Annotated in this window: 23 protein-coding genes; 16 read left to right on the top strand and 7 right to left on the bottom strand. The window is 63.4% G+C overall.

Annotation, left to right across the window (positions count from 1 at the left end; all coding sequences use genetic code 11):
* Nucleotides 1–115 precede the first annotated feature (115 nt).
* Nucleotides 116–853, bottom strand: a complete 738-nt coding sequence (rpsB, locus tag ACIP02_RS09925; RefSeq protein WP_016501167.1) for a 30S ribosomal protein S2 — start codon at nucleotides 851–853, stop codon at nucleotides 116–118.
* 347 nt (nucleotides 854–1,200) lie between these two features.
* Between rpsB and map the strand changes: the two genes are divergently transcribed.
* The 3 genes from map to dapC are packed head-to-tail and all read left to right on the top strand — an operon-like array spanning nucleotide 1,201 to nucleotide 5,955.
* Complete coding sequence (map, locus tag ACIP02_RS09920; RefSeq protein WP_016712936.1) at nucleotides 1,201–1,983, top strand: type I methionyl aminopeptidase; 783 nt, start codon at nucleotides 1,201–1,203, stop codon at nucleotides 1,981–1,983.
* Between the two features lie 42 nt (nucleotides 1,984–2,025).
* Nucleotides 2,026–4,728, top strand: coding sequence for a [protein-PII] uridylyltransferase (locus ACIP02_RS09915; RefSeq protein WP_400615708.1), 2,703 nt, complete (start codon nucleotides 2,026–2,028; stop codon nucleotides 4,726–4,728).
* A 30-nt stretch (nucleotides 4,729–4,758) separates the two neighbouring features.
* Nucleotides 4,759–5,955, top strand: a complete 1,197-nt coding sequence (gene dapC, locus ACIP02_RS09910; RefSeq protein WP_400615706.1) for a succinyldiaminopimelate transaminase — start codon at nucleotides 4,759–4,761, stop codon at nucleotides 5,953–5,955.
* A gap of 150 nt (nucleotides 5,956–6,105) precedes the next feature.
* Here dapC and ACIP02_RS09905 read toward each other — a convergent pair whose 3' ends face one another.
* The 3 genes from ACIP02_RS09905 to ACIP02_RS09895 form a co-directional block, all read right to left on the bottom strand.
* Entirely contained in the window at nucleotides 6,106–7,752 is a 1,647-nt protein-coding gene (locus ACIP02_RS09905) for a Na+/H+ antiporter (RefSeq protein ID WP_400615703.1), read from the bottom strand.
* 192 nt (nucleotides 7,753–7,944) lie between these two features.
* Entirely contained in the window at nucleotides 7,945–8,259 is a 315-nt protein-coding gene (locus ACIP02_RS09900; protein WP_400615701.1) for a helix-turn-helix domain-containing protein, read from the bottom strand.
* Nucleotides 8,260–8,628: a toxin gene (locus ACIP02_RS09895; protein WP_400615699.1), complete on the bottom strand. Its 369-nt coding sequence runs from the start codon at nucleotides 8,626–8,628 to the stop codon at nucleotides 8,260–8,262.
* Nucleotides 8,629–8,814: 186 nt separating this feature from the next.
* Here ACIP02_RS09895 and graA point away from each other — a divergent pair, with 186 nt between their 5' ends.
* From graA to ACIP02_RS09870, 5 genes are all read left to right on the top strand, one after another.
* Nucleotides 8,815–9,114, top strand: coding sequence for a type II toxin-antitoxin system antitoxin GraA (graA, locus tag ACIP02_RS09890; RefSeq protein WP_400615697.1), 300 nt, complete (start codon nucleotides 8,815–8,817; stop codon nucleotides 9,112–9,114).
* Nucleotides 9,115–9,239: 125 nt separating this feature from the next.
* Nucleotides 9,240–9,587: an ArsC family reductase gene (locus tag ACIP02_RS09885; protein WP_075043977.1), complete on the top strand. Its 348-nt coding sequence runs from the start codon at nucleotides 9,240–9,242 to the stop codon at nucleotides 9,585–9,587.
* Nucleotides 9,588–9,619: 32 nt separating this feature from the next.
* Complete coding sequence (gene dapD / locus ACIP02_RS09880) at nucleotides 9,620–10,654, top strand: 2,3,4,5-tetrahydropyridine-2,6-dicarboxylate N-succinyltransferase (protein ID WP_004574732.1); 1,035 nt, start codon at nucleotides 9,620–9,622, stop codon at nucleotides 10,652–10,654.
* A gap of 81 nt (nucleotides 10,655–10,735) precedes the next feature.
* A complete protein-coding gene (locus ACIP02_RS09875; RefSeq protein WP_400615693.1) occupies nucleotides 10,736–11,941 on the top strand; it encodes a cysteine desulfurase in 1,206 nt (401 codons plus the stop codon).
* Entirely contained in the window at nucleotides 11,938–12,348 is a 411-nt protein-coding gene (locus tag ACIP02_RS09870; protein WP_400615691.1) for a SufE family protein, read from the top strand. Before ACIP02_RS09875 ends, ACIP02_RS09870 begins: the two co-directional genes overlap by 4 nt.
* Nucleotides 12,349–12,560: 212 nt before the next feature.
* Here ACIP02_RS09870 and tcdA read toward each other — a convergent pair whose 3' ends face one another.
* On the bottom strand, nucleotides 12,561–13,370 hold the full coding sequence (tcdA, locus tag ACIP02_RS09865; protein WP_400615688.1) for a tRNA cyclic N6-threonylcarbamoyladenosine(37) synthase TcdA: 810 nt from the start codon (nucleotides 13,368–13,370) through the stop codon (nucleotides 12,561–12,563).
* A 119-nt stretch (nucleotides 13,371–13,489) separates the two neighbouring features.
* Between tcdA and ACIP02_RS09860 the strand changes: the two genes are divergently transcribed.
* The 4 genes from ACIP02_RS09860 (at nucleotide 13,490) to ACIP02_RS09845 (ending at nucleotide 18,641) form a co-directional block, all read left to right on the top strand.
* The gene (locus ACIP02_RS09860) at nucleotides 13,490–16,081 is read left to right on the top strand and encodes a glycosyltransferase (RefSeq protein ID WP_400615686.1); all 2,592 of its coding nucleotides are present in this window, start codon (nucleotides 13,490–13,492) and stop codon (nucleotides 16,079–16,081) included.
* Between the two features lie 201 nt (nucleotides 16,082–16,282).
* Nucleotides 16,283–17,434 (top strand): succinyl-diaminopimelate desuccinylase, encoded by a 1,152-nt coding sequence (gene dapE / locus ACIP02_RS09855; protein ID WP_400615683.1) that lies wholly within the window; start codon nucleotides 16,283–16,285, stop codon nucleotides 17,432–17,434.
* Complete coding sequence (locus ACIP02_RS09850) at nucleotides 17,434–18,246, top strand: putative RNA methyltransferase (RefSeq protein WP_400615679.1); 813 nt, start codon at nucleotides 17,434–17,436, stop codon at nucleotides 18,244–18,246. The genes dapE and ACIP02_RS09850 overlap by 1 nt, the downstream gene beginning before the upstream one ends.
* Before the next feature lie 17 nt (nucleotides 18,247–18,263).
* Nucleotides 18,264–18,641 carry a hypothetical protein gene (locus ACIP02_RS09845; protein ID WP_201203110.1) on the top strand — a complete coding sequence of 126 codons (378 nt, stop codon included), beginning with the start codon at nucleotides 18,264–18,266 and terminating at the stop codon, nucleotides 18,639–18,641.
* 76 nt (nucleotides 18,642–18,717) lie between these two features.
* Here the strand turns inward: ACIP02_RS09845 and ACIP02_RS09840 are convergent, their stop codons facing one another.
* A complete protein-coding gene (locus tag ACIP02_RS09840) occupies nucleotides 18,718–18,927 on the bottom strand; it encodes a cold-shock protein (RefSeq protein ID WP_003252255.1) in 210 nt (69 codons plus the stop codon).
* Nucleotides 18,928–19,159: 232 nt separating this feature from the next.
* Between ACIP02_RS09840 and plsB the strand changes: the two genes are divergently transcribed.
* From plsB to ACIP02_RS09820, 4 genes are all read left to right on the top strand, one after another.
* Complete coding sequence (plsB, locus tag ACIP02_RS09835; RefSeq protein ID WP_400615675.1) at nucleotides 19,160–21,646, top strand: glycerol-3-phosphate 1-O-acyltransferase PlsB; 2,487 nt, start codon at nucleotides 19,160–19,162, stop codon at nucleotides 21,644–21,646.
* Between the two features lie 120 nt (nucleotides 21,647–21,766).
* Nucleotides 21,767–22,489 (top strand): hypothetical protein, encoded by a 723-nt coding sequence (locus ACIP02_RS09830; RefSeq protein WP_400615673.1) that lies wholly within the window; start codon nucleotides 21,767–21,769, stop codon nucleotides 22,487–22,489.
* A 123-nt stretch (nucleotides 22,490–22,612) separates the two neighbouring features.
* Complete coding sequence (locus tag ACIP02_RS09825; protein ID WP_400615671.1) at nucleotides 22,613–23,011, top strand: YbaY family lipoprotein; 399 nt, start codon at nucleotides 22,613–22,615, stop codon at nucleotides 23,009–23,011.
* A 33-nt stretch (nucleotides 23,012–23,044) separates the two neighbouring features.
* Nucleotides 23,045–23,731 carry a DUF4197 domain-containing protein gene (locus ACIP02_RS09820; RefSeq protein WP_400615669.1) on the top strand — a complete coding sequence of 229 codons (687 nt, stop codon included), beginning with the start codon at nucleotides 23,045–23,047 and terminating at the stop codon, nucleotides 23,729–23,731.
* A gap of 139 nt (nucleotides 23,732–23,870) precedes the next feature.
* Here the strand turns inward: ACIP02_RS09820 and ACIP02_RS09815 are convergent, their stop codons facing one another.
* Entirely contained in the window at nucleotides 23,871–26,936 is a 3,066-nt protein-coding gene (locus tag ACIP02_RS09815; protein WP_400615666.1) for an efflux RND transporter permease subunit, read from the bottom strand.
* Nucleotides 26,937–26,938 lie beyond the last annotated feature (2 nt).

Raw genomic sequence — 26,938 nt, 5'->3', positions numbered from 1 at the left:
GCTGACTTCATTCAGCAGGCCCATGATGCGGGGCCGACGCTGACAGCAGGATTTCAAGGTGGCAAAAAGGGGGCAAAGCCCCCTTTTCGCGTGCCAAGTAGACGCTAGCGCCTAATTACTCAGCAGCAGGTGCAGCCGCTTCTTCAACATAGACTTCGGTGCCGCCAGCAACGTTGTTGCGGCCGCGGATGATGGCGTCAGCCATCGAAGTCATGTACAGCTCGATAGCGCGGATGGCGTCATCGTTACCCGGGATGATGTAGTCAACACCTTCTGGGCTGCTGTTGGTATCGACAACGCCGATAACCGGGATGCCCAGCTTGTTGGCTTCGGTGATAGCAATGCGCTCGTGGTCAACGTCGATCACGAACAGAGCATCAGGCAGGCCGCCCATGTCCTTGATACCACCCAGGCTGCGGTCCAGCTTTTCCAGATCGCGCGAACGCATCAGGGCTTCTTTCTTGGTCAGCTTGGCAAAGGTGCCATCTTCGGCCTGAGTTTCCAGGTCGCGCAGACGCTTGATCGAAGCACGGATGGTTTTGTAGTTGGTCAGCATGCCGCCCAACCAGCGGTGGTCAACGTATGGCGAACCGGCACGAGCAGCTTGCTCGGCGACGATCTTGCCGGCGGAACGCTTGGTGCCGACGAACATGATCTTGTTCTTGCCCTGAGCCAGACGCTCTACGAAAGCCAGAGCTTCGTTGAACATTGGCAGGGTTTTTTCCAGGTTGATGATATGGATCTTGTTACGCGCGCCGAAAATGTACTTGCCCATTTTCGGGTTCCAGTAACGGGTCTGGTGGCCGAAGTGCACACCGGCCTTCAGCATATCGCGCATATTGACTTGGGACATGATAGTTCCTTGGTAAGTCGGGTTGGGCCTCCACGCATCCCAATGACCAACCCACGCCTGCAAACAGGACGGGGCACCCAGGTCATCGTGTCGACACGTGTGTGGGTTTGGTACTTCCGGGGTCGTCCCCGAAAGCGGCGCATTTTATACCACAGACCGCGGGCAAACGGAACCCGCATACTGTTGCGTCTGTCAGCGGCTTTTGCAGCACCCCGGCTTTCGCGCCAGAATGCCAGCTATAGACAGCAACGTGGCCGCCTTTATCCCGACCGATCGGCGCCCTGCTCTGCTAGAATCCGGCCTTTCCCGTTTTTTCGCGCCGTGCACGGCGCCGTAGAGAGCCTGTAATGACCGTCACCATCAAGACCGCAGAAGACATCGAAAAGATGCGCATCGCTGGCCGCCTGGCCGCCGAAGTGCTGGAAATGATCGAAGAACACGTCAAGCCCGGTGTCACCACCGAAGCGCTCGACCGCCTCTGCCACGACTATATCGTCAATGTCCAGCAGGCCATCCCGGCACCGCTCAACTACAAGGGCTACCCGAAGTCGATCTGCACCTCGATCAACCATGTGGTCTGCCATGGCATCCCCAATGACAAGCCGCTCAAGGACGGTGACACGCTGAACATCGACGTCACCGTGATCAAGGACGGTTACCACGGCGACACCAGCCGCATGTTCCACGTCGGCACCGTACCGGTCTGGGCCGAGCGCCTGTCCAAGGTGACCCAGGAGTGCATGTACAAGGCCATCGAACTGGTCAAGCCGGGCTGCCGCCTGGGCGACATCGGCGAAGTGATCCAGAAGCACGCGGAAAAGAACGGTTTCTCGGTGGTGCGTGAATTCTGCGGCCACGGCATCGGCAAGGTGTTCCACGAAGAGCCGCAGATCCTCCACTACGGCCGCGCCGGCACCGGCATGGAACTGAAAGAAGGCATGACCTTCACCATCGAGCCGATGATCAACCAGGGCAAGGCCGACACCAAGGTGCTGGGCGACGGCTGGACCGCCATCACCAAGGACCGCAAGCTCTCGGCCCAGTGGGAACACACCTTGGTGGTGACCGCGACCGGCTACGAGATCTTCACCCTGCGCAAGGACGACACCATCCCGCGCACTTCGGCCTGATCGCACCCCGACAGGCCACCCCCACGACAGGAACGTGACGCGATGCCCCAGGTGGACCCCGAGCTGTTCGACCGCGGCCAGTTCCAGGCGGAACTGGCCCTCAAGGCGAGCCCTATCGCCGCCTTCAAGAAAGCCATCCGCCTGGCCGGCGAGGTGCTCGACAAGCGTTTTCGCGCCGGCAGCGAAATACGCCCGCTGATCGAGGCCCGCGCCTGGCTCGTCGACAACATCCTGCAACAGGCATGGAACCAGTTCGATTGGGGCCAGCATGGCGGCATTGCCCTGGTCGCGGTAGGCGGCTACGGGCGCGGCGAACTGCACCCGCACTCGGACATCGACCTGCTGATCCTGCTGGGTGCCGCCGAGCACGAGCAGTACCGCGACGCCATCGAGCGTTTCCTGACCCTGCTGTGGGACATCGGCCTGGAAGTGGGCCAAAGCGTGCGCACCGTCGACGAGTGCGCCGAGCAGGCCCGCGCCGACCTGACGGTGATCACCAACCTGATGGAAAGCCGCACCATTGCCGGCCCCGAGGCCTTGCGCCAGCGCATGCTGGAAGTGACCAGCACCGCGCATATGTGGCCGAGCAAGGAGTTTTTCCTGGCCAAGCGCGCCGAGCTCAAGGCCCGCCACCACAAGTACAACGATACCGAATACAACCTCGAACCCAACGTTAAGGGTTCGCCCGGCGGCCTGCGCGATATCCAGACTGTCCTGTGGGTAGCCCGCCGCCAGTACGGCACCCTCAACCTGCACGCACTGGCCGGCGAAGGCTTTTTGCTGGAAAGCGAGAACGAACTGCTGGCGTCGTCCCAGGACTTCCTGTGGAAGGTACGCTACGCCCTGCACATGCTGGCCGGGCGCTCTGAGGACCGCTTGCTGTTCGACCACCAGCGCAGCCTGGCCGCGCTGCTGGGCTACAGCGACGAAAACCCCAAGCGGGCGATCGAGCAGTTCATGACCCAGTACTACCGGGTGGTGATGAGCATCAGCCAGTTGTGCGACCTGATCATCCAGCACTTCGAAGAAGTCATCCTCGCCGACGAGGAAAGCGGCAGCACCCAGCCACTGAACGCACGCTTCCGCCTGCATGACGGCTATATCGAGGCCGCCAACCCGAACGTGTTCAAGCGCACCCCGTTCGCCATGCTGGAGATCTTCGTGCTGATGGCCCAGCACCCGGAGATCAAGGGTGTACGTGCCGATACCGTGCGCCTGCTGCGCGAGCACAGGCACCTGATCGACGACACCTTCCGCACCGATATCCGCAACACCAGCCTGTTCATCGAGCTGTTCAAGTGCGAAATCGGCATCCACCGCAACCTGCGGCGGATGAACCGCTACGGCATTCTTGGCCGCTACTTGCCGGAGTTCGGCCTGATCGTCGGGCAGATGCAGCACGACCTGTTCCACATCTATACAGTCGATGCGCACACCCTCAACCTCATCAAGCACCTGCGCAAGCTGCAATACACCCCGGTGTCCGAGAAATTCCCGCTGGCCAGCAAGCTCATGGGGCGCCTGCCCAAGCCCGAGCTGATCTACCTGGCCGGCCTGTACCACGACATCGGCAAGGGCCGCCAGGGCGACCACTCGGAGATCGGTGCCGTCGACGCGCAGAAGTTCTGCGAACGTCACCAACTGCCGGCCTGGGACAGCCGGCTGATTGTGTGGCTGGTGCTGAACCATCTGGTGATGTCGACCACTGCCCAGCGCAAGGACTTGTCCGACCCGCAGGTGATCAACGACTTTGCCCTGCACGTAGGCGATGAAACGCGCCTGGATTACCTGTACGTGCTGACCGTGGCCGACATCAATGCCACCAACCCCAGCCTGTGGAACTCGTGGCGCGCCAGCCTGCTGCGCCAGCTTTACAGCGAGACCAAGCGCGCCCTGCGCCGCGGCCTGGAGAACCCGCTGGACCGCGAAGAACAGATTCGCCAGACCCAGTCTGCAGCGCTGGATATCCTGGTGCGCGAGGGCACCGACCCGGACGATGTCGAGCAATTGTGGTCGCAACTGGGCGATGACTACTTCCTCAAGCACACCGCCGCCGACGTGGCCTGGCACAGTGACGCAATCCTGCAGCAGCCGGCAGATGGCGGGCCACTGGTGCTGATCAAGGAAACCACCCAGCGCGAGTTCGAGGGCGGTACGCAAATCTTCATCTATGCCCCCGACCAGCACGATTTCTTTGCCGTGACGGTGGCGGCCATGTCGCAGCTGAACCTGAACATTCACGATGCACGAATTATCACCTCGAGCAGCCAGTTCACCCTCGACACCTACATCGTGCTGGACAACGATGGCGGCTCGATCGGCGATAACCCGCAGCGGGTGCGGCAGATTCGCGACGGCCTGACCGAGGCGCTGCGCAACCCCGAGGATTACCCGACGATCATCCAGCGCCGGGTGCCGCGCCAGCTCAAGCACTTCAACTTCCCGCCGCAGGTGACCATCCTCAACGATGCCCAGCGGCCGGTCACCATCCTCGAGATCACCGCCCCCGACCGCCCGGGTCTGCTAGCCCGGCTGGGGCGGATATTCCTGGAGTTCGACCTGTCGCTGCAAAACGCCAAGATCGCCACCCTGGGCGAGCGGGTGGAGGACGTGTTCTTCATCACCGATGCCAACAACCAGCCGCTGTCCGACCCGCAACTGTGCAGCCGCCTGCAGGAAGCCATCGTGCAGCAGCTGCAGGCCGGCCAAGGGAGCGACACCAGCCCGACCCGCGTGACCTTTTAACGATTAGACGATTGACGAGACCTTGCGCCGATGAACCATGCCTTGACCCAGCTTCAGCCCTACCCGTTCGAAAAGCTCCGCGCCCTGCTGGGCACCGTGAAGCCTGCGGCGGACAAACGCGCCATCGCCCTGTCGATTGGTGAGCCGAAGCACGCATCGCCGGCGTTCGTTGCCCAGGCCATGGCCGACAACCTCGACAAGCTGGCGGTGTACCCCAGCACTATCGGCCTGCCGGCCCTGCGCCAGGCCATTGGCCAGTGGTGCGAGCGGCGTTTTGGCGTGCCGGCTGGCTGGCTGGATGCCGATCGCCACATCCTGCCGGTCAATGGCACCCGTGAAGCGCTTTTCGCCTTCACCCAGGCCGTGGTCAACCGCGCCGACGATGGCCTGGTGGTCAGCCCCAACCCGTTCTATCAAATTTACGAAGGCGCAGCGTTGCTGGCCGGTGCTACACCGCACTACCTGCCGTGCCTGGAAAACAACGGTTTCAACCCGGACTTCGACGCCGTGCCGGCCGATGTGTGGCAACGTTGCCAGATACTGTTCCTGTGCTCGCCAGGCAACCCGACGGGCGCGCTGGTGCCGATGGATACCCTGAAAAAGCTGATTGCCCTGGCCGACGAGCACGACTTCGTGATTGCCGCCGACGAGTGCTACAGCGAGCTGTATTTTGACGAAGACGCGCCGCCGCCAGGCCTGCTGACTGCCTGCGCCGAGCTGGGCCGCAGCGACTTCAAGCGCTGCGTGGTGTTCCACAGCCTGTCCAAGCGCTCCAACCTGCCGGGCCTGCGCTCGGGCTTTGTCGCCGGCGATGCCGAGATCATCAAGCCGTTCCTGCTGTACCGCACCTACCACGGCTGCGCCATGCCGGTGCAAACCCAGCTGGCCAGCATCGCCGCCTGGCAGGACGAGGCGCATGTGCGCGATAACCGTGACCAGTACCGCGCCAAGTACGATGCCGTGCTGGACATTCTGCAACCGGTACTGGACGTGCAGCGCCCGGATGGCAGCTTCTACCTGTGGGCAAAAGTGCCGGGCGGCGATGCCGAGTTCACCCGCGACCTGTTCGAGGCCCAGCATGTGACGGTGGTACCGGGGTCGTACCTGTCGCGTGAAGTGGATGGCGTGAACCCGGGTGCCGGGCGGGTGCGCATGGCCCTGGTTGCACCGCTGGCCGAGTGCATCGAGGCGGCGGAGCGGATTCGCGCATTCCTGCAAACCCGCTGATTAACAGAGGCCGCGCGCCCTTGAATCCTGCGCAGTACCTGTGGGAGCGGGTTCACCCGCGAACACCGGCGCAGCCGGTGCCATACACCGCGTCGCCTGTTTCGCGGGTGAACCCGCTCCCACAGGGGCTGCAAAGCAGCCCCCAGCGATCTATTTGACTGCCCCCAGGTTCGCCTCGCTCATATCCAGCTCACCCAGCACCTGCCGCACCACCTCATCGCCCACTTCATGCTGGCGATGCAGGTTATACAGCTCCAGCCGCTGCGCCCTCAGCGCCCGCAGTCGCAAACGCCGTTCCAGCAAATCCATCTGCTCCGCCAGGGCCTTGGCCTCGGCACTGTCGTTATAGCTGTCCAGCTCATCCCGGTATTCCGCCATCAACCGTGCCTTCAGCTCGGTCGCCAGGGTCGCCTGCGCGGCATCCTGCGGGGCATTGCTGTCGATCACCTCCTCTGCCTCCAGGGCATGGATCGCCGCCTCCGCCGTGCGCCGCCAGGCTTCCTGCACTTCCTGTTGCAAGCGTTCATCCGGGCTCTTGGTTACCCCTCGCAGCAGCAGCGGCAAGGCGATACAGGCACTGACCAACGACAGCAGAATTACCCCGGCAGCAATGAAGATCAGCAAGTCCCGCTCCGGGAAGGCCTTGCCCGCGCCCATCAGCAGCGGCACCGACATCACACCGGCCAGGGTCACTGCACCGCGCACCCCGCCCAGGGTCAGCAGCCAGCAGGAGCGCGCAGTAGGCATCAACACCAGCGCCGGCTTGCCGCGCCAGCGCCGCACCACACCGATCGAGCGCCAGATGCTCTGTACCCAGATGAACCGCAGCAGGATCAGCGCCGCAAAGATCGCCACGACATCCAGGCAGCGGTAGGCCAGGGTGGGCCACACGGTCGCTTCGTGGCTGACCACCGCCTTGATGATGTCTGGCAGCTGCAGGCCCAGTAGCAGAAAGATCAGCCCGTTGAAGGCGAATTCCAGCAACGACCACACGCTGCGGTTGAGCAGGCGGGTGCTGGTCTGGCGTGGCAGCAGGTCGAGCCAGCTTTGCATCATGCCCGCCGCTACCGCCGAGAGAATGCCCGACACGCCAAGGCGCTCGGCCAGCACATAGGCGGCAAACGGCAATAGCAGCATGAACACCACATGGGTGGCCGGGTCATCCCAGCCGCGGGCGATCATCCATGCGCGCAGGCGGCCGATCAGCCAGCTCAGCGCCACCCCCACCGCCAGCCCGCCCAGAGCAACCAGAACGAAGCTGAAACTGGCGTCGGCCAGCGAGAACACCCCGGTGATCGCTGCCGCCAGGGCAAACTTGAAGGTCACCAGGCCCGACGCGTCGTTCATCAGCGCCTCGCCCTGCAGCATGTGCATCAGCGGGGTGGGCAGGCGGTCCTGGGTAATCGCCGAAACGGCCACAGCGTCGGTCGGCGACAGCACTGCGGCCAGGGCAAAGGCCACTGGCAGCGGGATGCTCGGCATCAGCCAGTGGATGAAGTAGCCGGCGCCGACCACGGTAAACAACACCAAGCCCACGGCCAGCGCCACCACCGGCCCGCGTATGCGCCACAGCTCGCGCTTGGGAATGCGCCAGCCGTCGGCAAACAGCAACGGTGGCAGGAACAGGAACAGGAACAGCTCAGGGTCCAGGGCCACATGCAGGCCCAGCGTCGGCCACGCCAGCAAGGCGCCAGCCGCAATCTGCACCAGCGGCAAGGGCAGCGGAATCATGCGGCCGACCAGCTTCGACACGCTGACCAGCGTCAGCAGGATGAGGACGGTGTAGGCGGACTGCATCCGGTAAGGCTTCCTTTGTGAACCAGAAACGACAACAGGGCGAAACATCGCCATTGAAACAATATGTTAGCGGCGATCGACGAGTTGGGGCCGCTGCACGATAGTCGCAAGGAAACCACGAATGTGTAACACGATGCGTCTCCAGTGGAAAAAACAAGACCCGCCGAAGCGGGTCTGGGTTAATCCACATCTTCACACGGCTTCGAGCCGCTCCAGCATATCCGGGTATTTTTCTACCAGTTTGAGCAACATTGCCGCCTGAGGGTTCGGACTGGCTTTATCTTGCTCCCAGTTCCGGAGCGTTGCTGCTTTCGTTCTGATGCATCTGGCAAATACCTCCTGTGACATACGCAGACCTTCACGTATGGCGACAATCTCCTGCGAGGTCACCTTAGGTGCATCCAATGCCTTTACATGATGCTGTCGCAGGGTGATTTTCCCCTCGCGCTGCGCTTTCATCTCATCGATGCCGCTCATCATCTCGGCAAACACATCACGCTTGTTCATTCATTTACCCCTCTGCTTGACCGATCGCTTCGCTTTTCGCGCTTCGACTTCCACAGTGATGGCCTGTTTCAAAGCCCTCTCCTGATCGCAGGTGAGATTCTCAAGTTCATCCTTGTCGTAAATCGCAAACATCCACATTTGCCCATCGCTGGACAACCAGTAATAGATCACTCGCAGGCCGCCACGCTTTCCTTTGCCACGGCGCCTGTCTCCCCAGCGAAGCTTCCTGAAGCCACCGGTACGAGGCATCACATCGCCGCACTCAGGGTTCATCAGCAGTTCCTGCTGTAGCGCTTTGTACTCGTCATCGCTCAGGTAGTCCGACACGGTAGCGGTGAAGAAGGATGTCTCGAAGAAAATGGCTTCCATGGAGAAACCATACGCAAGTTGCACACACTTAACAATATTGGCTACTGTCCGTTTGTCGCTACAGGGCCGTCGCACAACACTCCCAGGCGCCCCATGAACGCACCGGATCAGGACTTGAGTTGTCAGGATCCAGTCGTACAATCACCGTTAACCAATAACGTTAAGCATTCAGCCCCCAGGTGCATCATGCTCAAGAACGCTATGCGTCCAATCCATCCCGGCGAGGTCCTGCGTGAGGACTTCCAGAAAGAAATGGGTTTCAGCGCCGCAGCATTGGCCAGAGCGCTTGGCGTAGCCACGCCAACCGTCAACAACATCCTGCGCGAACGGGGCGGTGTTTCCGCCGACATGGCACTGCGCTTGTCCATCTGCCTGGACACCACCCCCGAATTCTGGCTCAACCTTCAGACTGCCTTCGATCTGCGCACCGCCGAACAGCAACACGGTGATGAGATCATCGGGTCGGTCCAGCGCCTGGTCGCCTGAACGCACCTTGATCAATAAACAGGGGCGCCACAGGCGTGGCGCCGCGGGGATCGTTCCCGCATAATCCCGCGACTGACATCGGAAAACGGAGAGATTGGGGCAACCTGTGATCCCCAATGCACACAATGACCTACACGCTCTACGGCATCAAAGCCTGCGACACCATGAAAAAGGCACGTACCTGGCTCGAAGACCAGGCCATCGCCTACGAATTCCACGATTACAAAACCCAAGGCATCGACCGTGACAGCCTGAACCGCTGGTGCGACGAACACGGCTGGGAAGTCATCCTCAACCGTGCCGGCACCACCTTCCGCAAGCTGGACGACGCCAGCAAGGCAGACCTCGACCAGGCCAAGGCTGTCGAGTTGATGCTGGCCCAGCCGTCGATGATCAAGCGCCCGGTGCTCGACCTTGGCGCGCGTACCCTGGTCGGCTTCAAGCCCGACCTGTACGCCGCTGCCCTGGCCTGAAGCCCCTACCCTATTTCGCACGAGGTAATCACATGTCCAATACCCTGTTCAGCCTGGCCTTCGGTGTCGGCTCCCAGAACCGCCAGGGCGCCTGGCTGGAAGTGTTCTACGCACAACCCCTGCTCAACCCGAGCGCCGAACTGGTTGCCGCTGTAGCCCCTGTTCTCGGTTACGAAGGTGGCAACCAGGCCATCGCCTTCAGCAATGCCCAGGCCGCACAACTGGCCGAAGCCCTGAAAGGCGTCGACGCTGCCCAGGCCGCCCTGCTGACCCGTCTGGCCGAAAGCCACAAGCCGCTGGTCGCCACCCTGCTGGCCGAAGACGCCGCGCTGAGCTCGACCCCCGAGGCTTACCTCAAGCTGCACCTGCTGTCGCACCGCCTGGTCAAGCCGCACGGCGTGAGCCTGGCCGGCATCTTCCCGCTGCTGCCGAACGTGGCCTGGACCAACCAGGGCGCAGTCGACCTGGGCGAGCTGGCCGAACTGCAACTGGAAGCGCGCCTGAAGGGCGAGCTGCTGGAAGTGTTCTCGGTGGACAAGTTCCCGAAAATGACCGACTACGTGGTCCCGGCCGGCGTGCGTATCGCCGACACCGCCCGTGTGCGCCTGGGCGCCTACATCGGCGAAGGCACCACCATCATGCACGAAGGCTTCGTCAACTTTAACGCTGGCACCGAAGGCCCGGGCATGATCGAAGGCCGCGTTTCTGCTGGCGTATTCGTCGGCAAGGGCTCGGACCTGGGCGGCGGCTGCTCGACCATGGGCACCCTGTCCGGTGGCGGCAACATCGTCATCAAGGTTGGCGAAGGCTGCCTGATCGGCGCCAACGCCGGTATCGGCATCCCGCTGGGTGACCGCAACACCGTCGAAGCCGGCCTGTACATCACCGCTGGCACCAAGGTGAACCTGCTGGACGAGAACAACGAGCTGGTTAAAGTGGTCAAGGCCCGTGACCTGGCCGGCCAGACCGACCTGCTGTTCCGCCGCAACTCGCTGAACGGCGCGGTGGAGTGCAAGACCCACAAGTCGGCCATCGAGCTGAACGAAGCCCTGCACGCGCACAACTGAGAACCTTACCGGGTTTGAGGTGTTAAGATCGGGTCTGGCGCCAACGCGCCAGACCCGATTTTCATTCCAGGCCCCGCGAACATGTTCCAGCCCTCCCCCTGGCGTGCCGATTTCCCCGCCATCGCCGCCCTGCAACGGCAGCACCAGACCTATCTGGACAGCGCCGCCACCACCCAGAAGCCGCAAGCCCTGCTGGATGCCCTGAGCCATTACTACAGCCATGGTGCGGCCAACGTGCACCGTGCCCAGCACCTGCCCGGCGCACTGGCGACCCAGGCCTTCGAAGCCAGCCGCGACAAGGTCGCCGCCTGGCTCAATGCCGCCGACGCACGGCAGGTCGTGTTCACCCATGGCGCCACTTCGGCACTGAACCTGCTGGCCTATGGCCTGGAGCACCGCTTCGAAGCCGGTGACGAGATTGCCATCAGCGCCCTGGAGCACCATGCCAACCTGCTGCCCTGGCAACAGCTCGCGCTTCGGCGCAACCTGCGCCTGGTGGTGTTGCCGCTGGACATTCACGGCCGTCTCGACCTGGACCAGGCCCTGCAACTGATCGGCCCGCGCACCCGCGTACTCGCGGTCAGCCAGTTGTCCAACGTATTGGGCACCTGGCAGCCGTTGCCCGCCCTGCTGGCTCACGCCCGTGCGCAAGGTGCAGTGACCGTGGTCGACGGTGCCCAGGGCGTGGTGCATGGCCGCCATGACGTGCAGCAACTGGGCTGCGATTTCTATGTGTTTTCCAGCCACAAGCTGTATGGCCCGGACGGCGTCGGCGTGCTCTACGGGCGCAGCCAGGCACTGGCGCTGCTGCGCCACTGGCAGTTCGGCGGCGAGATGGTGCAACTGGCCGACTACCACAGCGCAAGCTTGCGCCCTGCCCCATTGGGTTTCGAAGCGGGTACGCCACCGATTGCCGGGGTGATCGGCCTGGGCGCAACCTTGGACTACCTGGCCAGCCTCGACGCCGTGGCGGTCGAAGCCCATGAAGCCAGCCTGCACCAACACCTGCTGCGCGGCCTGGCCGACCGCGAGGGCGTGCGGGTGCTGGGTGCGCCGCAAACAGCCCTGGCCAGCTTCGTCATCGAGGGCGTGCACAACGCCGATATCGCCCACTTGCTCACCGAGCAGGGCATTGCCGTGCGTGCCGGGCATCACTGCGCCATGCCGCTGTTGAAGGGGCTGGGCCTGGAAGGTGCGATCCGCGTGTCGTTGGGCTTGTACAACGACAGCGACGACTTGCAGCGCTTCTTCGACGCGCTGGACCAAGGCCTGGAGTTGTTGCGATGAACCTGCCGGAACAGGCGCTTCAGGCGCTGGAGGCTTTTGAACAGGGCAAAGGCTGGGAACAGCGGGCGCGGCTGCTGATGCAGTGGGGCGACCGGCTTGAGCCGCTGACTGACGCCGAAAAAACCGAGGCCAACCGGGTGCATGGCTGCGAGAGCCTGGTGTGGCTGGTGGCCGGCCAGGTCGACGGGGTATGGCGGTTCAAGGCCAGTAGCGATGCCCGCTTGTTGCGTGGGCTGCTGGCGTTGCTGCTGGTGCGGGTTCAGGGGTTGGCCAGTGCAGAGCTGGCCGGGCTTGATCTGCGGGAGTGGTTCGGCCAGTTGGGGCTGGAGCGACAGCTGTCGCCGTCGCGCAGCAATGGGCTGCATGCGGTGTTGCAGCGGATGGCGGAGTTGGCGGCCAACCGCTAGATCGGTGCTGGCATCTTCGCGGGTGAACCCGCTCCTACAGAGACCGCGCAACGCTTAGGCTGGCGCTGTACCTATAGGAGCGGCCTTGTGTCGCGATGGGGCGCGCAGCGCCCCCCACAATTTCAGCTTAGCCGCGAACATTGCCGGGGCCGCTTTGCGGCCCTTTCGCGACACAAGGCCGCTCCTACAGCGACCGAGTAATCCCGTAAGATTTACTCGGGCTTGACCCGCTCCGATGGCCTGCGCGCACCGGCCACCAGTTTTTCTATCGCCTTGCTCGCCGCTACCATGCCAAAAGTCGCGGTCACCATCATCACCGCGCCAAAGCCCCCCGAGCAGTCCAGGCGCACACCCTCACCAACGAAGCTCTTCTGCAGGCACACGCTGCCATCGCCCTTGGGGTAACGCAGCTGTTCGCTGGAAAACACACACGGCACGCCATAGTTGCGGCTGACATTGCGCGAGAAGTTGTAGTCGCGGCGCAGGGTGGAACGCACCCGCGAGGCCAAGGGGTCGTTGAAGGTCTTGTTCAGGTCGGCGATCTGGATCTGCGTCGGGTCGATCTGCCCGCCGGCGCCACCGGTGGTGACGATGGCGATCTTGCGCCGCCGGCACCAGGCAATCAGCGCCGCCTTGGCCATGACGCTGTCGATGCAGTCGACCACACAATCGAGGTTTTCGGTGATGCACTCGGCCATGGTTTCGCGCGTGACGAAGTCGGCCACCGCATGCACCACGCACGCCGGGTTGATCGCCCGCAATCGCTCGGCCATGACCTCGACCTTGGGCCGGCCCACCTGGCCTTCCAAAGCATGCGCCTGGCGATTGGTGTTGCTGACACAGACATCATCCAGGTCGAACAGGGTGATCTCGCCCACGCCGCTGCGGGCCAGCGCTTCGGCCACCCACGAGCCTACCCCGCCAATCCCGACCACGGCCACATGGGCCTGGCCCAGGCGTTGTAGGCCTTGGTCACCGTACAGCCGGGCGACGCCGGCGAAGCGTGGATCTTCTGTGCTCATGTTCATACCCCAAAAAACCGGCGCGCATTATATGCCAGCGGGCCCACGGCCTGCACCGTTAGGAAAGACACGGCCAACCCTGCTTTAATGTCCTATCACTTCGACACAAATGGACGACAATGTCTTCACGTAAATTCGGCCTGAACCTGGTCGTGGTCCTGGCCATCGCCGCGTTGTTCACCGGCTTCTGGGCGTTGATCAACCGCCCGGTATCCGCACCTGCCTGGCCGGAACAGATCTCTGGCTTCTCGTATTCGCCTTTCCGCCTGGGGGAAAGCCCGCAAAAAGGGCAATACCCCAATGACGACGAGATGCGCCAGGATCTCGAGCAGATGAGCAAGCTGACCGACAACATCCGCATCTACACCGTGGAGGGCACGCAGGCCGACATTCCGCGGCTGGCCGAAGAACTTGGCCTGCGGGTGACGCTGGGGATCTGGATCAGCCCGGACCTGGAGCGCAACGAACGCGAGATCGCCACCGCCATCCAGCTGGCCAACACGTCGCGCAGCGTAGTGCGGGTGGTGGTCGGCAACGAGGCGCTGTTCCGCAAGGAAGTCACCCCGGAAAACCTCATCAAGTACCTGGACCGGGTGCGCGCAGCGGTCAAGGTCCCGGTGACCACCAGTGAACAATGGCACATCTGGAAGGAAAACCCCGAGATTGCCAAACACGTCGACCTGATTGCCGCGCACATCCTGCCCTACTGGGAGTTCGTGCCGATGAAGGACTCGGTCGAATTCGTGCTCGACCGGGCGCGCGAGCTGAGGCACCAGTTCCCGCGCAAGCCGCTGCTGCTGTCGGAAGTCGGCTGGCCGAGCAATGGCCGCATGCGCGGGGGCGCCGACGCAACCCAGGCCGATCAGGCCATCTACCTGCGCACCCTGGTCAACACCCTCAACCGTCGCGGTTACAACTACTTCGTCATCGAAGCCTATGACCAGCCCTGGAAGGCCAGCGACGAAGGTTCGGTAGGCGCCTACTGGGGCGTGTACAACGCCGAGCGCCAGCAAAAATTCAACTTCGAAGGGCCAGTAGTGGCGATCCCGCAGTGGCGTGCCCTGGCGGTGGCCTCGGTGGTGCTGGCAATGATCGCCTTGATGGTGCTGTTCATCGACGGCTCGGCCTTGCGCCAGCGTGGCCGAACATTCCTGACCTTCATCACCTTCCTGTGCGGGTCGGTACTGGTGTGGATCGCCTACGACTACAGCCAGCAATACAGCACCTGGTTCAGCCTGACCGTGGGCGTGCTGCTGGCGCTGGGCGCGCTGGGCGTGTTCATCGTGCTGCTCACTGAAGCGCATGAGCTGGCCGAGGCGGTGTGGATACACAAGCGCCGCCGCGAGTTCCTGCCGGTGCAGGCCGACAGCGCCTACCGGCCCAAGGTATCGGTGCATGTGCCGTGCTACAACGAGCCGCCGGAGATGGTGAAGCAGACCCTCGATGCCCTGGCCGCGCTGGACTACCCCGATTACGAAGTGCTGGTGATCGACAACAACACCAAGGACCCCGCTGTGTGGGAACCGCTCAAGGCCCACTGCGAGAAGCTTGGCGAACGCTTCAAGTTCTTCCACGTCGCGCCCCTGGCCGGCTTCAAGGGCGGAGCACTGAACTACCTGCTCCCGCATACCGCCAAGGACGCCGAAGTGATCGCGGTCATCGACTCGGACTACTGCGTCGACCGCAACTGGCTCAAGCACATGGTGCCGCACTTCGCCGACCCGAAAATTGCCGTGGTACAGTCGCCGCAGGACTACCGCGACCAGCACGAAAGCGCCTTCAAGAAGCTGTGCTACAGCGAGTACAAGGGCTTTTTCCACATTGGCATGGTCACCCGCAACGACCGTGACGCGATCATCCAGCACGGCACCATGACCATGACCCGGCGCAGCGTGCTGCAGGAGCTGGGCTGGGCCGAATGGTGCATCTGCGAAGACGCCGAGCTGGGCCTGCGCGTGTTCGAGAAGGGCCTGTCGGCCGCCTACGCCCACAACAGCTACGGCAAGGGCCTGATGCCCGACACCTTCATCGACTTCAAGAAGCAGCGCTTCCGCTGGGCCTATGGCGCCATCCAGATCATCAAGCACCACGCCAGCGCCCTGTTGCGCGGCAAGGGCAGCGAGCTGACCCGTGGCCAGCGTTACCACTTCCTGGCCGGCTGGCTGCCGTGGATCGCCGATGGCATGAACATCTTCTTCACGATTGGCGCACTGCTGTGGTCGGCGGCGATGATCATCGTGCCGCATCGGGTCGATCCGCCGCTGATGATCTTTGCCATCCCGCCGCTGGCACTGTTCTTCTTCAAGGTCGGCAAGATCGTCTTCCTCTACCGGCGTGCGGTGGGGGTGAACCTGAAGGATGCCTTCGCGGCGGCGCTGGCCGGGCTTGCGCTGTCGCATACCATCGCCAAGGCGGTGCTGTATGGCTTCTTCACCAGCAGCATGCCGTTCATCCGCACACCCAAGCATGCCGACAGCCATGGCTTGCTGGTGGCGATTTCCGAAGCACGGGAAGAGCTGTTCATCATGTTGCTGCTGTGGGGTGCTGCGCTCGGCATCTACTTGGTGCAGGGGTTGCCGAGCTCGGACATGCGCTTCTGGGTGGCGATGTTGCTGGTGCAGTCGTTGCCTTATGTGGCGGCGCTGGTGATGGCGCTTCTGTCATCGTTGCCCAAGCCCACGGAAAAGGCTGCCGAAGCGCAGCAGGCTTAAGATTTTGGGGGCGCTTTGCGCCCCTTTCGCGACACAAGGCCGCTCCTACAGGATCACTGCTGCCCTGGAGGCCGGTGCAGTATCTGTAGGAGCGGCCTTGTGTCGCGATAGGGCCGCAAAGCGGCCCCAATGGCCCTTCAGTTTGATATAAGATAACGCCCCTCAGTTTTTCCCCCGCCTTGCCTTGCCCCGGAGTCCCCCATGACGGCCCCTGCCGAGCTCTCGCCTACCCTTCAACTGGCCTGCGACCTGATCCGCCGCCCCTCGGTCACCCCCGTCGATGCCGACTGCCAGGCGCAGATGATGAACCGCCTGGGCGCCGTGGGCTTCCGGCTGGAGCCGATGCGCATTGAAGACGTCGACAACTTCTGGGCGACTCACGGTAACCAGGACGGCCCGGTGCTGTGCTTCGCTGGCCACACCGACGTGGTGCCCACCGGCCCGGTGCAGCAATGGCAGCATGAGCCGTTCGAGGCGCTGATCGACGCCGAGGGCATGCTCTGCGGCCGTGGCGCCGCCGACATGAAAGGCAGCCTGGCGTCCATGGTGGTCGCCAGCGAGCGCTTCGTGCACGATTACCCGAACCACCGCGGCAAGGTCGCCTTCCTGATCACCAGCGACGAGGAAGGCCCGGCACACCACGGCACCAAGGCCGTGGTCGAGCGCCTGCAAGCGCGCAACGAGCGCCTGGACTGGTGCATCGTCGGCGAACCGTCCAGCACCACCCTGCTGGGCGACGTGGTCAAGAATGGTCGCCGCGGTTCGCTGGGCGCCAAGCTGACTGTGCGCGGCAAGCAGGGCCACGTGGCCTACCCGCACCTGGCGCGCAACCCGATCCACCTGGCCGCCCCGGCCCTGGCCGAACTGGCCGCCGAGCACTGGGACGAAGGCAATGCGTTCTTCCCGCCGACCAGCTTCCAGTTCTCCAACCTCAACGCTGGCACCGGCGCCACCAACGTGGTCCCGGGCGAGCTGAGCGCGCTGTTCAACTTCCGCTTCTCCACCGAGTCCACCGTCGAAGGCCTGCAGGCACGGGTGGCGGCGATTCTCGACAAGCACGGGCTAGACTGGTCGGTCGACTGGGCACTGTCTGGCCTGCCATTCCTCACCGAGCCGGGCGAACTGCTCGATGCGGTAGCGGCCAGCATCAAGGGCGTCACCGGCCGTGATACCCAGCCCTCCACCAGCGGCGGCACCTCCGATGGCCGCTTTATCGCCACCATGGGCACCCAGGTGGTCGAGCTCGGCCCGGTCAACGCCACCATTCACCAGGTCGACGAGCGGATCCTGGCCAGCGACCTCGACCTGCTGACCGAAATCTACTACCAGACCCTGGTCCGGTTGCTCGCCTGATGCTCGCCTGCCCCCTTTGCCAGGCGCCGCTGAGCCGGCTCGACAACGGTGTGACCTGCCCCGCAGGCCACCGCTTCGACCGCGCCCGCCAGGGTTACCTGAACCTGCTGCCAGTGCAGCACAAGAACAGTCGCGACCCGGGTGACAACCAGGCCATGGTCGAGGCGCGCCGTGATTTCCTCGACGGTGGCCACTACGCCCCCGTCGCCCGCCGCCTGGCCGAGCTGGCCGCCGAGCGCCAGCCCGGTGCCTGGCTGGACATCGGCTGCGGCGAGGGGTACTACACCGCGCAGCTTGCCCAGGCCCTGCCCGCCGCCGACGGTTACGCCCTGGATATCTCCCGTGAGGCGGTCAAGCGTGCCTGCCGCCGTGCGCCGGAAGTGACCTGGATGGTTGCCAGCATGGCCCGCGTGCCACTGGCCGACGCCAGTTGCCAGTTCATCGCCAGCGTGTTCAGCCCGCTGGACTGGGCCGAGGCCAAGCGCCTGCTCAGCCCCGGCGGTGGCCTGATGCGCGTTGGCCCGACCAGCGGCCACCTGATGGAGCTGCGCGAAGTGCTCTACGATGAAGTACGCCCTTATGCTGACGACAAGCACCTGGCCCTGGTGCCTGAAGGCATGGCCCATGCCCACAGCGAAACCCTCGAGTTCCGCCTGAGCCTTGCCGCGCCCAAGGTCCGCGCCGACCTGCTGGCCATGACCCCGCACGGCTGGCGCGCCAGCGCCGAAAAACGTGCGCGGGTGATCGACCAGCCCAAGCCGTTCGAGGTTACGGTTTCCATGCGTTATGACTATTTCGTGCGCCAAGACTGAGCACAACCGGAGCCCTTATGCGCCAACCTGATATCGAGATTTACCTGAAGGACGCCGACGTCGACCACAAGCAGATTGCCGAGTGGCTCGCTCAGGCCGTCGGCCCGTGCAGCGAATGGCAGCAGAAAGGCCATACCTTCAAATGCCAAGCCGGTAACATTCCGGTCACTTGGTTACCGAAGGCTGTAGGGAAATGGAACAGCCTGTACCTGGAAAGCGACCAGACGCCATGGGCCGATGACGTCGCCTGCGCCCGCGCCGCATTCGCCGCACTGGGCGTGGAAGTGCGCTGCGCGCCGGGTGGCTGGGTGGAAGAAGACGGGGAAGAAGATGCCGACCGCTGGGTCCGCATCAGTGCAGACGGTGAAGAGGAAATTACCTGGCGTACTTCTTGAGCTGCAAGCTCCAAGAGGGAACGCATCAGGCTGCAAGTACACGGTCACTTGCAGCTTGAAGCTTATAGCTTAAGGCTCAGAGGCCCACTACGTCTTCGGCTTGCAGGCCTTTCTGGCCCTGCACGCAGGCGTATTCCACCCGCTGCCCTTCGACCAGGGTACGATGCCCCTCACCGCGAATCGCCCGATAGTGGACGAACACATCCGCACCACCTTCGCGCTGAATGAAGCCATAACCCTTGGCATCGTTGAACCACTTTACATTCCCAGTCTCACGAGACGACATCTGAACTACTCCGGATTTTTATTGTGAAAATCGCCTTGTAGGCAGGGGTCACCTGCCCCGTACCAACGCCGCTTGCCGAAATATCCTGCAAGTGGCAGGCCGAGTATATGACACAGAACAAAAAAAATTGATGACGGTCCCGCTGTTGGCCGTTTTTTGCTGAACTTACGCACATACGGCAGACTAAATAGCTGGATACTCACCTGAACATCACACCCAGGGCACACACCCCATGACCCGTTCCCCCCTGCGCCGCCTGATTTTCGGCGCCCTGCGTCGCCTGTTGTACCTGTGGGTGCGCTCCGAGACCATCAACCAGTCTTCCATGTCATTGAACCTGGACCGCAGCCGGCCAGTGTTCTATGCCCTGCCGTCACCGGCGCTCACCGACCTGGCCGTACTCGACCACGAGTGCACCAAGGCGGGGCTGCCGCGCCCGGTGCTGCCGGTCGCGGTCGGGCCACTGCAAGAGCCCGCCGCGTTCTTCTACCTGACCCCCGACCCGGACTGGCTCGGCCGCCAGGACAAGCGCGGTGCCCCGCCCACACTTGAGCGCCTGGTGGCTGCCATCAGCCAGCATGCCGAGGAAGATGCGCAGATCATTCCGGTCAGCGTGTTCTGGGGCCAGACCCCGGCCAGCGAATCCAGCCCGTGGAAACTGCTGTTCGCCGACAGCTGGGCGGTGACCGGGCGCCTGCGCCGGCTGCTGACCGTGCTGATCCTGGGGCGCAAGACCCGGGTGCAGTTCTCCGCGCCGATTCACCTGCGCGACCTGGTGCAACACAACAAGGGCCACGAGCGCACCGTACGCATGGCCCAGCGCCTGATGCGCGTGCATTTTCGCAACCTCAAGACCGCCGTCATCGGCCCGGACATCTCGCACCGGCGCAACCTGGTCAAAGGCCTGGTTCACGCCCCGCTGGTACGCCAGGCCATCGTCGACGAGGCGCAGCGCGAAAACCTGCCGCTGGCCAAGGCCGAAGCCCAGGCCCTGCGCTACGGCAACGAGATCGCCTCGGACTACACCTACACCGCCATCCGCTTTCTTGAAGTGGTACTGAGCTGGTTCTGGAACAAGATCTACGACGGCATCAAGGTCAACCACATTGAACAGGTGCAGAGCATCGCGCCCGGCCACGAAGTGATCTACGTGCCGTGCCACCGCAGCCACATCGACTACCTGCTGCTGTCATACCTGCTGTTCCGCAATGGCCTCACCCCGCCGCACGTGGCAGCGGGCATCAACCTCAACATGCCGGTGGTGGGCAACCTGTTGCGCCGTGGCGGCGCGTTCTTCATGCGCCGCACGTTCAAAGGCAACCCGCTGTACACCGCTGTGTTCAACGAGTACCTGCACACCCTGTACACCAAAGGGTTCCCGGTCGAGTACTTCGTCGAAGGCGGCCGCTCGCGCACCGGGCGCATGCTGCAACCGCGCACCGGGATGCTGGCCATCACCCTGCGCAGCTTCCTGCGCTCGTCACGCACGCCGATCGTGTTCGTGCCGGTGTACATCGGCTACGAGCGCGTGCTCGAAGGCCGCACCTACCTGGGCGAGCTGCGCGGTGCCAGCAAGAAGAAGGAGTCGGTGTTCGACATCTTCAAGGTGTTCGGCGCGCTCAAGCAGCGCTTTGGCCAAGTCTATGTCAACTTCGGCGAACCGATCCGCCTGGCCGGTTTCCTCGACCAGCAGCAGCCCGGCTGGCGTGAACAGGACCACGGCCCGCAGTACCGCCCGGACTGGCTCAACGCGACCACCACCCACCTGGGCGAGACCGTGGCCCGTCACCTCAATGAAGCGGCGGCAATCAACCCGGTCAACCTGGTGGCCCTGGCGCTGCTGTCCACCAGCCGCCTGGCCCTGGACGAACGCGCCCTGACCCGCGTGCTCGACCTGTACCTGGCGCTGCTGCGCCAGGTGCCCTACTCGCCGCACACCACCCTGCCCGACGGGGACGGTGCAGCGCTGATCGCGCATGTACGCAGCATGAACCTGGTCGCCGAGCAGAAGGACGCCCTGGGCCGCATCCTGTACCTGGATGAAGGCAACGCGGTACTGATGACCTACTACCGCAACAACGTGCTGCACATCTTTGCCCTGCCGGCGCTGCTGGCCAGTTTCTTCCTCAGCAGCTCGCGGATGAGCCGTGAACTGCTGGGCCAGTATGTGCACGCGCTGTACCCGTACCTGCAGGCCGAACTGTTCCTGCGCTGGACACCAGCGCAGCTGGACGACGTCATTGACCAATGGCTGGCCGCGCTGGTCGAACAGGGCCTGCTGCGCCAGGACAACGACGTGTACGTGCGCCCGGCGCCCAGCTCGCGGCAGTTCGTGTTGCTGACCCTGCTCGCCCGCACTATCACCCAGACCCTGCAGCGTTTCTACATGGCCACCTCGCTGCTGCTCAACAGCGGGCAAAACAGCCTGAGCGCCGAAGAGCTGGAAGACCTGTGCGTGATGATGGCCCAGCGCCTGTCGATCCTGCATGGCCTGAATGCACCGGAGTTCTTCGACAAAACGTTGTTCCGCCACTTTATCCAGACCTTGCTCGAGCAAGGCGTGGTGCAGGCCGACGCGCACGGCAAGCTGGGGTATCACGAAAGGCTTGGCGAGTTGGCCGAGGGCGTGGCCAAACGTGTGCTGTCGGCTGAGCTGCGCCTGTCGATCCGCCAGGTGGCGCTTCATCGCGATGAGCCAGCGGACGTCGTGCAGGGCTAGGCACGATGGGCTTGAGGGGGCTTTCCCTCTGATTTCTCCTATGTGGGGAGCCTAGAGTGCGGGTACAGGTGATTGCACACCGCATTCACCTGTACCCGCACTTGAGCCGAGGAGAATCAAATGTCACTTGAAAACCAGATTGAAATTTGTGGAACCGTCACGGTGCCATCGTGTATTGCAGCAGCTGAAGGCGCCCCTCACATCGGCGTACGCGTGGTAATTGGCACGGGTGAAGACAGGGTCATCATGGCGGCCTGGGGTTGCCAGACATTTGCCAGCCAGATGCCCTTCAGTCTGCTGCTGGACTGCAACAGCCTTCCGGAAGGCGCCGAACCCACGCTGATGGCTAGCTATGGCGTTCGCGTCAATGACGAGCAAAGCGGCTATACCTTATCCATGCCACTTGACGTCGAGCGCCCTGGCTCGAGCGTTTCTATGGACCTGGCCATTCCTGGTCCCTCCGCTCAGCCTGGCGGCCAGGGTGAACCGACAGAGCCTGCTGCCATCATCGAGCTGAAGCACACCCTGGAGATTCCCGAAGCCTTTCTTCAGCCGCAGGCGCTGCTGACCCTCGGCGTTTACAAAACCCAGGAAGACGGCCGTATCAACAGCACCTCTAGCTACATTGGCGGCACCGTGTTGTGGCCGACGCAAGGTACCTTGGCGCTGACCACCTACCTGGATGGCAATGCCGTTCATGAGGACGACCAATTGCAGCTGCGTGTGGCCTACTACGACCCGCAGACCATGACCCCGTATGCCGGGAAGACGCTGCGCGACTTGACCCTGGCAGACCTCGCCGAGCAGGATGCCATTACCTTGCGGCCGCCCCGCCGCAGCTGAATATCACCTCACTTCAAACGCTCAGGCCGCTCCAGGCGCATCTTCACCGGGGACCCACCAGCAGAAATCCGTTACAGTCCTTGGGGTTGGCCACAAGCCAACGCCAAGGACTTCGGAGATTCCATGAAAAAGCTCGTAATGCTGTGTTGCGCATCCCTGCTCGCAGCCTGTTCCAGCCAAACCCCGTCCAACCAGGCCAGCCTGGATGGCGAAGTCTTCTACCTGCAGCGCATAGCCCTGCCACCTGCCGCCACCCTCAGCGTGGAGCTGCAGGACGTGTCGCTGATGGACGCCCCGGCCGTAACCCTGGCGCGCCAGGCCGGCCCGGTCAAAGGCAACGTGCCGTTGCCGTTCCACCTCACCTACGACCCAGCCCAGGTCAAGCCTGGCCACCGTTACGCGGTAAGTGCGCGCATCGAACTGGCGGGCAAGCTGCTGTTCATCAACACTGAACATCACGGCGTCATGCTTGACGGCAGCGACCCGCAGCCCGTACGCGTCAAGGTCGACCAGGTTCGCTGATACCCGTATTCACCTGTTTACAAGGAAAGCTTCATGATCCGCACCTCCCTGCGCTTCACCACCCTGTGCGCCGGCCTGCTGCTGTCGGCCAGTGCCCTGGCCCTGTCGCTGGGCGACCTCAGCCAGAAAGACGCCACCGGCGGCCTGAAAGATGCCCTGACCCAAGGGGCGCAGCTGGCCGTCAAGCAGCTGAGCAGCCCAGGTGGCTTCAGCAACAACCCGGACGTGCGCATCGAACTGCCGGGCAACCTGGGCAAGGCCGCCAAGGCAATGAAAATGTTCGGCAAGGGTGAACAGGTCGAAGCCCTGGAAACCAGCATGAACAAGGCGGCGGAAGCTGCCGTGCCGCAGGCCCAGGCGATTCTGGTGGATGCCGTGAAGAACATGAGCGTGACCGATGCCAAGGGCATCCTCAGCGGCGGTGACGAGTCGGCTACCCAGTACCTGAACAAGAGCAGCCGCGAGCAGATCCGCGCCAAGTTCCTGCCAATCGTCAAGCAGGCCACCGACAAGGTTGGCGTGGCCCAGCAGTACAATGCCTTCGCCGCCCAGGCCAAAGGCCTGGGGCTGGTCAAGGATGACGCTAATATCGAGAACTATGTGACCGAGAAGGCGCTGGATGGCCTGTTCGAGATGATCGGCAAGCAGGAGCAGAGCATTCGCCAGAACCCGGCGGCTGCGGCTACCAGCCTGGCCAAGAAGGTCTTTGGCGCCCTGTGATGGCCCTGGGGGCTGATGCGCAGCCCTTTCGCGACACAAGGCCGCTCCTACACCGGAACGCAATCCCTCATGGAGGTGCGATCGCCTGTAGGAGCGGCCTTGTGTCGCGATAGGAGGGCGAAGCCCTCCCCTGCGGTGTTCAGCCCTTCTTCACCCTGAACCACGCCGCATACAACGCCGGCAGGAACAACAAGGTCAGTGCCGTGGCCACGATCAACCCACCCATGATCGCCACCGCCATCGGCCCGTAGAACACGCTGCGCGACAACGGGATCATGGCCAGCACCGCCGCCAGCGCGGTCAGCACGATCGGCCGGAAGCGCCGCACCGTGGCCTCGATGATCGCCTGCCAACGCTCCATCCCCGCAGCGATGTCCTGCTCGATCTGGTCCACCAGAATCACCGAGTTGCGCATGATCATCCCCGCCAGGGCAATGGTGCCCAGCATGGCGACAAAGCCAAACGGCTGGCGGAACACCAGCAGGAACAGGGTCACGCCAATCAGCCCCAGCGGTGCGGTGAGGAACACCATTACCGTGCGCGAGAAGCTGCGCAGCTGAATCATCAGCAAGCTCAGCACTACCACGATGAACAGCGGCATGCCGGCATTCACCGACTTCTGCCCGCGCTCAGAATCCTCCACCGTGCCACCCACTTCCAGCAGGTAGCCATCGGGCAGCTTGGCGCGGATATCTTGCAGGGTCGGCTCGATTTGCTTCACCAGCGTCGCCGGCTGCTCCTTGTCGTAGATATCGGCGCGCACGGTCACCGTCGGCAAGCGGTTGCGGTGCCAGATGATGCCTTCCTCAAAGCCGTACTCCAGGGTCGCCACCTGCGACAGCGCCACGCTCTGGCCGTTGTCGGTCGGCAACGCCAGGCTGCCGAGGTTGCCCAACTCGCTGCGCTCCTGCTGGGTACCACGCAGCAGGATCTCGATCAGCTCGTTGTCCTCGCGGTACTGGCTGACGGTGGTGCCGATCAGCGAGCTTTGCAGGAAGCTCGACAAGTGCGCGGTACTCACGCCCAGCGCCCGCGCACGGTCCTGGTCGATCTCAAGGAACACCGCCTTGCTCGGCTCCTCCCAGTCCAGGTGCACGTTCACCACATGCGGGTTCTCGCGCACCTTGTCGGCCACTTCGCGGGCCAAGGCGCGGGCCTTTTCGATGTGCTCGCCGGTGACCCGGAACTGCACCGGGTAACCCACGGGCGGGCCGTTTTCCAGGCGGGTAACACGGGCGCGCAGGTCGGGGAACTGCTGGTCGACAGTGTCGATCAGCCAGCTACGCAGGCGCTCACGGTCTTCCATCGACTTGGCCAGCACCACGAACTGGGCAAAACTGGCCGCCGGCAGTTGCTGGTCCAGCGGCAGGTAGAAACGGGGCGAACCGGTGCCCACGTAGGCCACGTAGTTGTCGATGCCGTCCTGCTGCTTGAGCAGCGCTTCCAGCTGCTTGACCCGCTCGGCGGTATTGGCCAACGAGGCGCCTTCGGCCAGCTTCAGGTCGACCATCAGCTCCGGGCGACCGGAGGCCGGGAAGAACTGCTGGGGCACGAAGCGGAACAACAGGATGCTGCCGACAAACGCGGCAATGGTCAGCAGGATCACCGTCTTGCGCCGCCGCACGCACCACTCCACCACCCGCCGTACGCGCTGGTAGAACGGCGTGGCATACGGGTCGGGTGCATGGCCGTCCTTGCCATGGCGGGCAGCATGCAGCTTGGCCAAGTCTGGCAACAGGCGCTCGCCCAGGTAAGGCACGAACACCACGGCCGCTACCCAAGAAGTCAGCAAGGCGATGGTTACCACCTGGAAGATCGAGCGGGTGTATTCGCCGGTACTGGAGGCTGCAGTGGCAATCGGCAGAAAACCTGCTGCGGTGATCAGGGTGCCGGTGAGCATCGGGAAGGCCGTGCTGGTCCAGGCATAACTGGCCGCCTTTAGGCGGTCGTAGCCCTGTTCCATCTTGATCGCCATCATCTCCACCGCAATGATCGCGTCGTCCACCAGCAGGCCCAGGGCCAGTACCAGTGCACCAAGGGAGATCTTGTGCAGGCCGATGCCAAAGTAGTGCATGGCAGCAAAAGTCATGGCCAGCACCAGCGGGATAGCCAGCGCCACCACCAGGCCAGTGCGCAGCCCCAGGGAGAAGAAGCTCACCAGCAACACGATGACCAGCGCCTCGACCAGTACTTGGACAAACTCGCCCACACCGGCCTTGACCGCCGCCGGCTGGTCCGAGACCTTGCGCAACTCCATGCCGGCCGGCAGGTTGTGCGCCAGCCGGTCGAACTCGCCTTCCAGGGCCTTGCCCAGCACCAGGATATCGCCGCCATCCTTCATCGACACCGCCAGGCCAATGGCATCTTCGCCCATGAAGCGCATGCGCGGTGCGGGTGGGTCGTTGAAGCCCCGGTGCACTTCGGCGACATCACCGATACGGAAGGTGCGGTCACCCACGCGAATGGGGAACTGGCGAATCTGCTCGACGCTGTCGAAGCGCCCGCTCACGCGCAGTTGCAGGCGCTCGCTGGGGGTTTCAAAGAAGCCGGCAGTGCTGACTGCGTTCTGCTCCTGCAGGGCCTGCTGCACCGCTTCCAGCGGTACGCCGAGGGTGGCCAGCTTGAGGTTGGACAGCTCGATCCAGACCTTTTCGTCCTGCAGGCCGATCAGCTCGACCTTGCCCACGTCCTTGACCCGCTGCAGCTGGATCTGGATACGGTCGGCGTAGTCCTTCAGCACGGCATAGTCGAAACCTTCGCCGGTCAGCGCATAGATATTGCCGAAGGTGGTGCCAAACTCGTCGTTGAAGAACGGCCCCTGGATCTCCGGCGGCAAGGTGTGGCGGATGTCCGCGACCTTCTTGCGGATCTGGTACCACAGCTCGGGGATATCCTTGGAATGCAACGAGTCGCGGGCCATGAAGGTGACTTGCGATTCGCCGGGGCGGGAGAACGAGACGATCTTCTCGTACTCGCCGGTTTCCATCAGTTTCTTCTCGATGCGCTCGGTCACCTGGCGCGACACTTCCTCGGCAGTCGCACCCGGCCACAGCGTACGAATGACCATGGCCTTGAAGGTGAATGGCGGGTCCTCGCTCTGGCCGAGCTTGGTGTAGGACATGGCGCCGATGGCCGCCAGCAAAGTCATCAGGAACAGGACGATCTGGCGGTTGCGCAGCGCCCAGGCAGAAAGGTTGAAACCCATCG

The organism is Pseudomonas sp. NPDC089408, from assembly GCF_044749445.1.
Taxonomy (GTDB): Bacteria; Pseudomonadota; Gammaproteobacteria; order Pseudomonadales; family Pseudomonadaceae; genus Aquipseudomonas.
Note: the sequence above shows the minus strand (reverse complement) of the source record. Positions and strands in the feature narration are given on the sequence as shown.

What these genes read in the sequence shown, in the direction of transcription:
- dapD (WP_004574732.1), top strand. Translation starts at nt 9,620, where the DNA reads ATGTCCAATACCCTGTTCAGCCTGGCCTTCGGTGTCGGCTCCCAGAAC.
- plsB (WP_400615675.1), top strand. Translation starts at nt 19,160, where the DNA reads ATGACCCGTTCCCCCCTGCGCCGCCTGATTTTCGGCGCCCTGCGTCGC.
- ACIP02_RS09860 (WP_400615686.1), top strand. Translation starts at nt 13,490, where the DNA reads ATGTCTTCACGTAAATTCGGCCTGAACCTGGTCGTGGTCCTGGCCATC.
- dapE (WP_400615683.1), top strand. Translation starts at nt 16,283, where the DNA reads ATGACGGCCCCTGCCGAGCTCTCGCCTACCCTTCAACTGGCCTGCGAC.
- tcdA (WP_400615688.1), bottom strand. Translation starts at nt 13,370, where the DNA reads ATGAGCACAGAAGATCCACGCTTCGCCGGCGTCGCCCGGCTGTACGGT.
- ACIP02_RS09840 (WP_003252255.1), bottom strand. Translation starts at nt 18,927, where the DNA reads ATGTCGTCTCGTGAGACTGGGAATGTAAAGTGGTTCAACGATGCCAAG.
- ACIP02_RS09825 (WP_400615671.1), top strand. Translation starts at nt 22,613, where the DNA reads ATGAAAAAGCTCGTAATGCTGTGTTGCGCATCCCTGCTCGCAGCCTGT.
- ACIP02_RS09830 (WP_400615673.1), top strand. Translation starts at nt 21,767, where the DNA reads ATGTCACTTGAAAACCAGATTGAAATTTGTGGAACCGTCACGGTGCCA.
- rpsB (WP_016501167.1), bottom strand. Translation starts at nt 853, where the DNA reads ATGTCCCAAGTCAATATGCGCGATATGCTGAAGGCCGGTGTGCACTTC.
- graA (WP_400615697.1), top strand. Translation starts at nt 8,815, where the DNA reads ATGCTCAAGAACGCTATGCGTCCAATCCATCCCGGCGAGGTCCTGCGT.
- ACIP02_RS09850 (WP_400615679.1), top strand. Translation starts at nt 17,434, where the DNA reads ATGCTCGCCTGCCCCCTTTGCCAGGCGCCGCTGAGCCGGCTCGACAAC.
- ACIP02_RS09895 (WP_400615699.1), bottom strand. Translation starts at nt 8,628, where the DNA reads ATGGAAGCCATTTTCTTCGAGACATCCTTCTTCACCGCTACCGTGTCG.
- ACIP02_RS09875 (WP_400615693.1), top strand. Translation starts at nt 10,736, where the DNA reads ATGTTCCAGCCCTCCCCCTGGCGTGCCGATTTCCCCGCCATCGCCGCC.
- ACIP02_RS09915 (WP_400615708.1), top strand. Translation starts at nt 2,026, where the DNA reads ATGCCCCAGGTGGACCCCGAGCTGTTCGACCGCGGCCAGTTCCAGGCG.
- ACIP02_RS09820 (WP_400615669.1), top strand. Translation starts at nt 23,045, where the DNA reads ATGATCCGCACCTCCCTGCGCTTCACCACCCTGTGCGCCGGCCTGCTG.
- ACIP02_RS09885 (WP_075043977.1), top strand. Translation starts at nt 9,240, where the DNA reads ATGACCTACACGCTCTACGGCATCAAAGCCTGCGACACCATGAAAAAG.
- map (WP_016712936.1), top strand. Translation starts at nt 1,201, where the DNA reads ATGACCGTCACCATCAAGACCGCAGAAGACATCGAAAAGATGCGCATC.
- ACIP02_RS09845 (WP_201203110.1), top strand. Translation starts at nt 18,264, where the DNA reads ATGCGCCAACCTGATATCGAGATTTACCTGAAGGACGCCGACGTCGAC.
- ACIP02_RS09900 (WP_400615701.1), bottom strand. Translation starts at nt 8,259, where the DNA reads ATGAACAAGCGTGATGTGTTTGCCGAGATGATGAGCGGCATCGATGAG.
- ACIP02_RS09870 (WP_400615691.1), top strand. Translation starts at nt 11,938, where the DNA reads ATGAACCTGCCGGAACAGGCGCTTCAGGCGCTGGAGGCTTTTGAACAG.
- ACIP02_RS09905 (WP_400615703.1), bottom strand. Translation starts at nt 7,752, where the DNA reads ATGCAGTCCGCCTACACCGTCCTCATCCTGCTGACGCTGGTCAGCGTG.
- dapC (WP_400615706.1), top strand. Translation starts at nt 4,759, where the DNA reads ATGAACCATGCCTTGACCCAGCTTCAGCCCTACCCGTTCGAAAAGCTC.
- ACIP02_RS09815 (WP_400615666.1), bottom strand. Translation starts at nt 26,936, where the DNA reads ATGGGTTTCAACCTTTCTGCCTGGGCGCTGCGCAACCGCCAGATCGTC.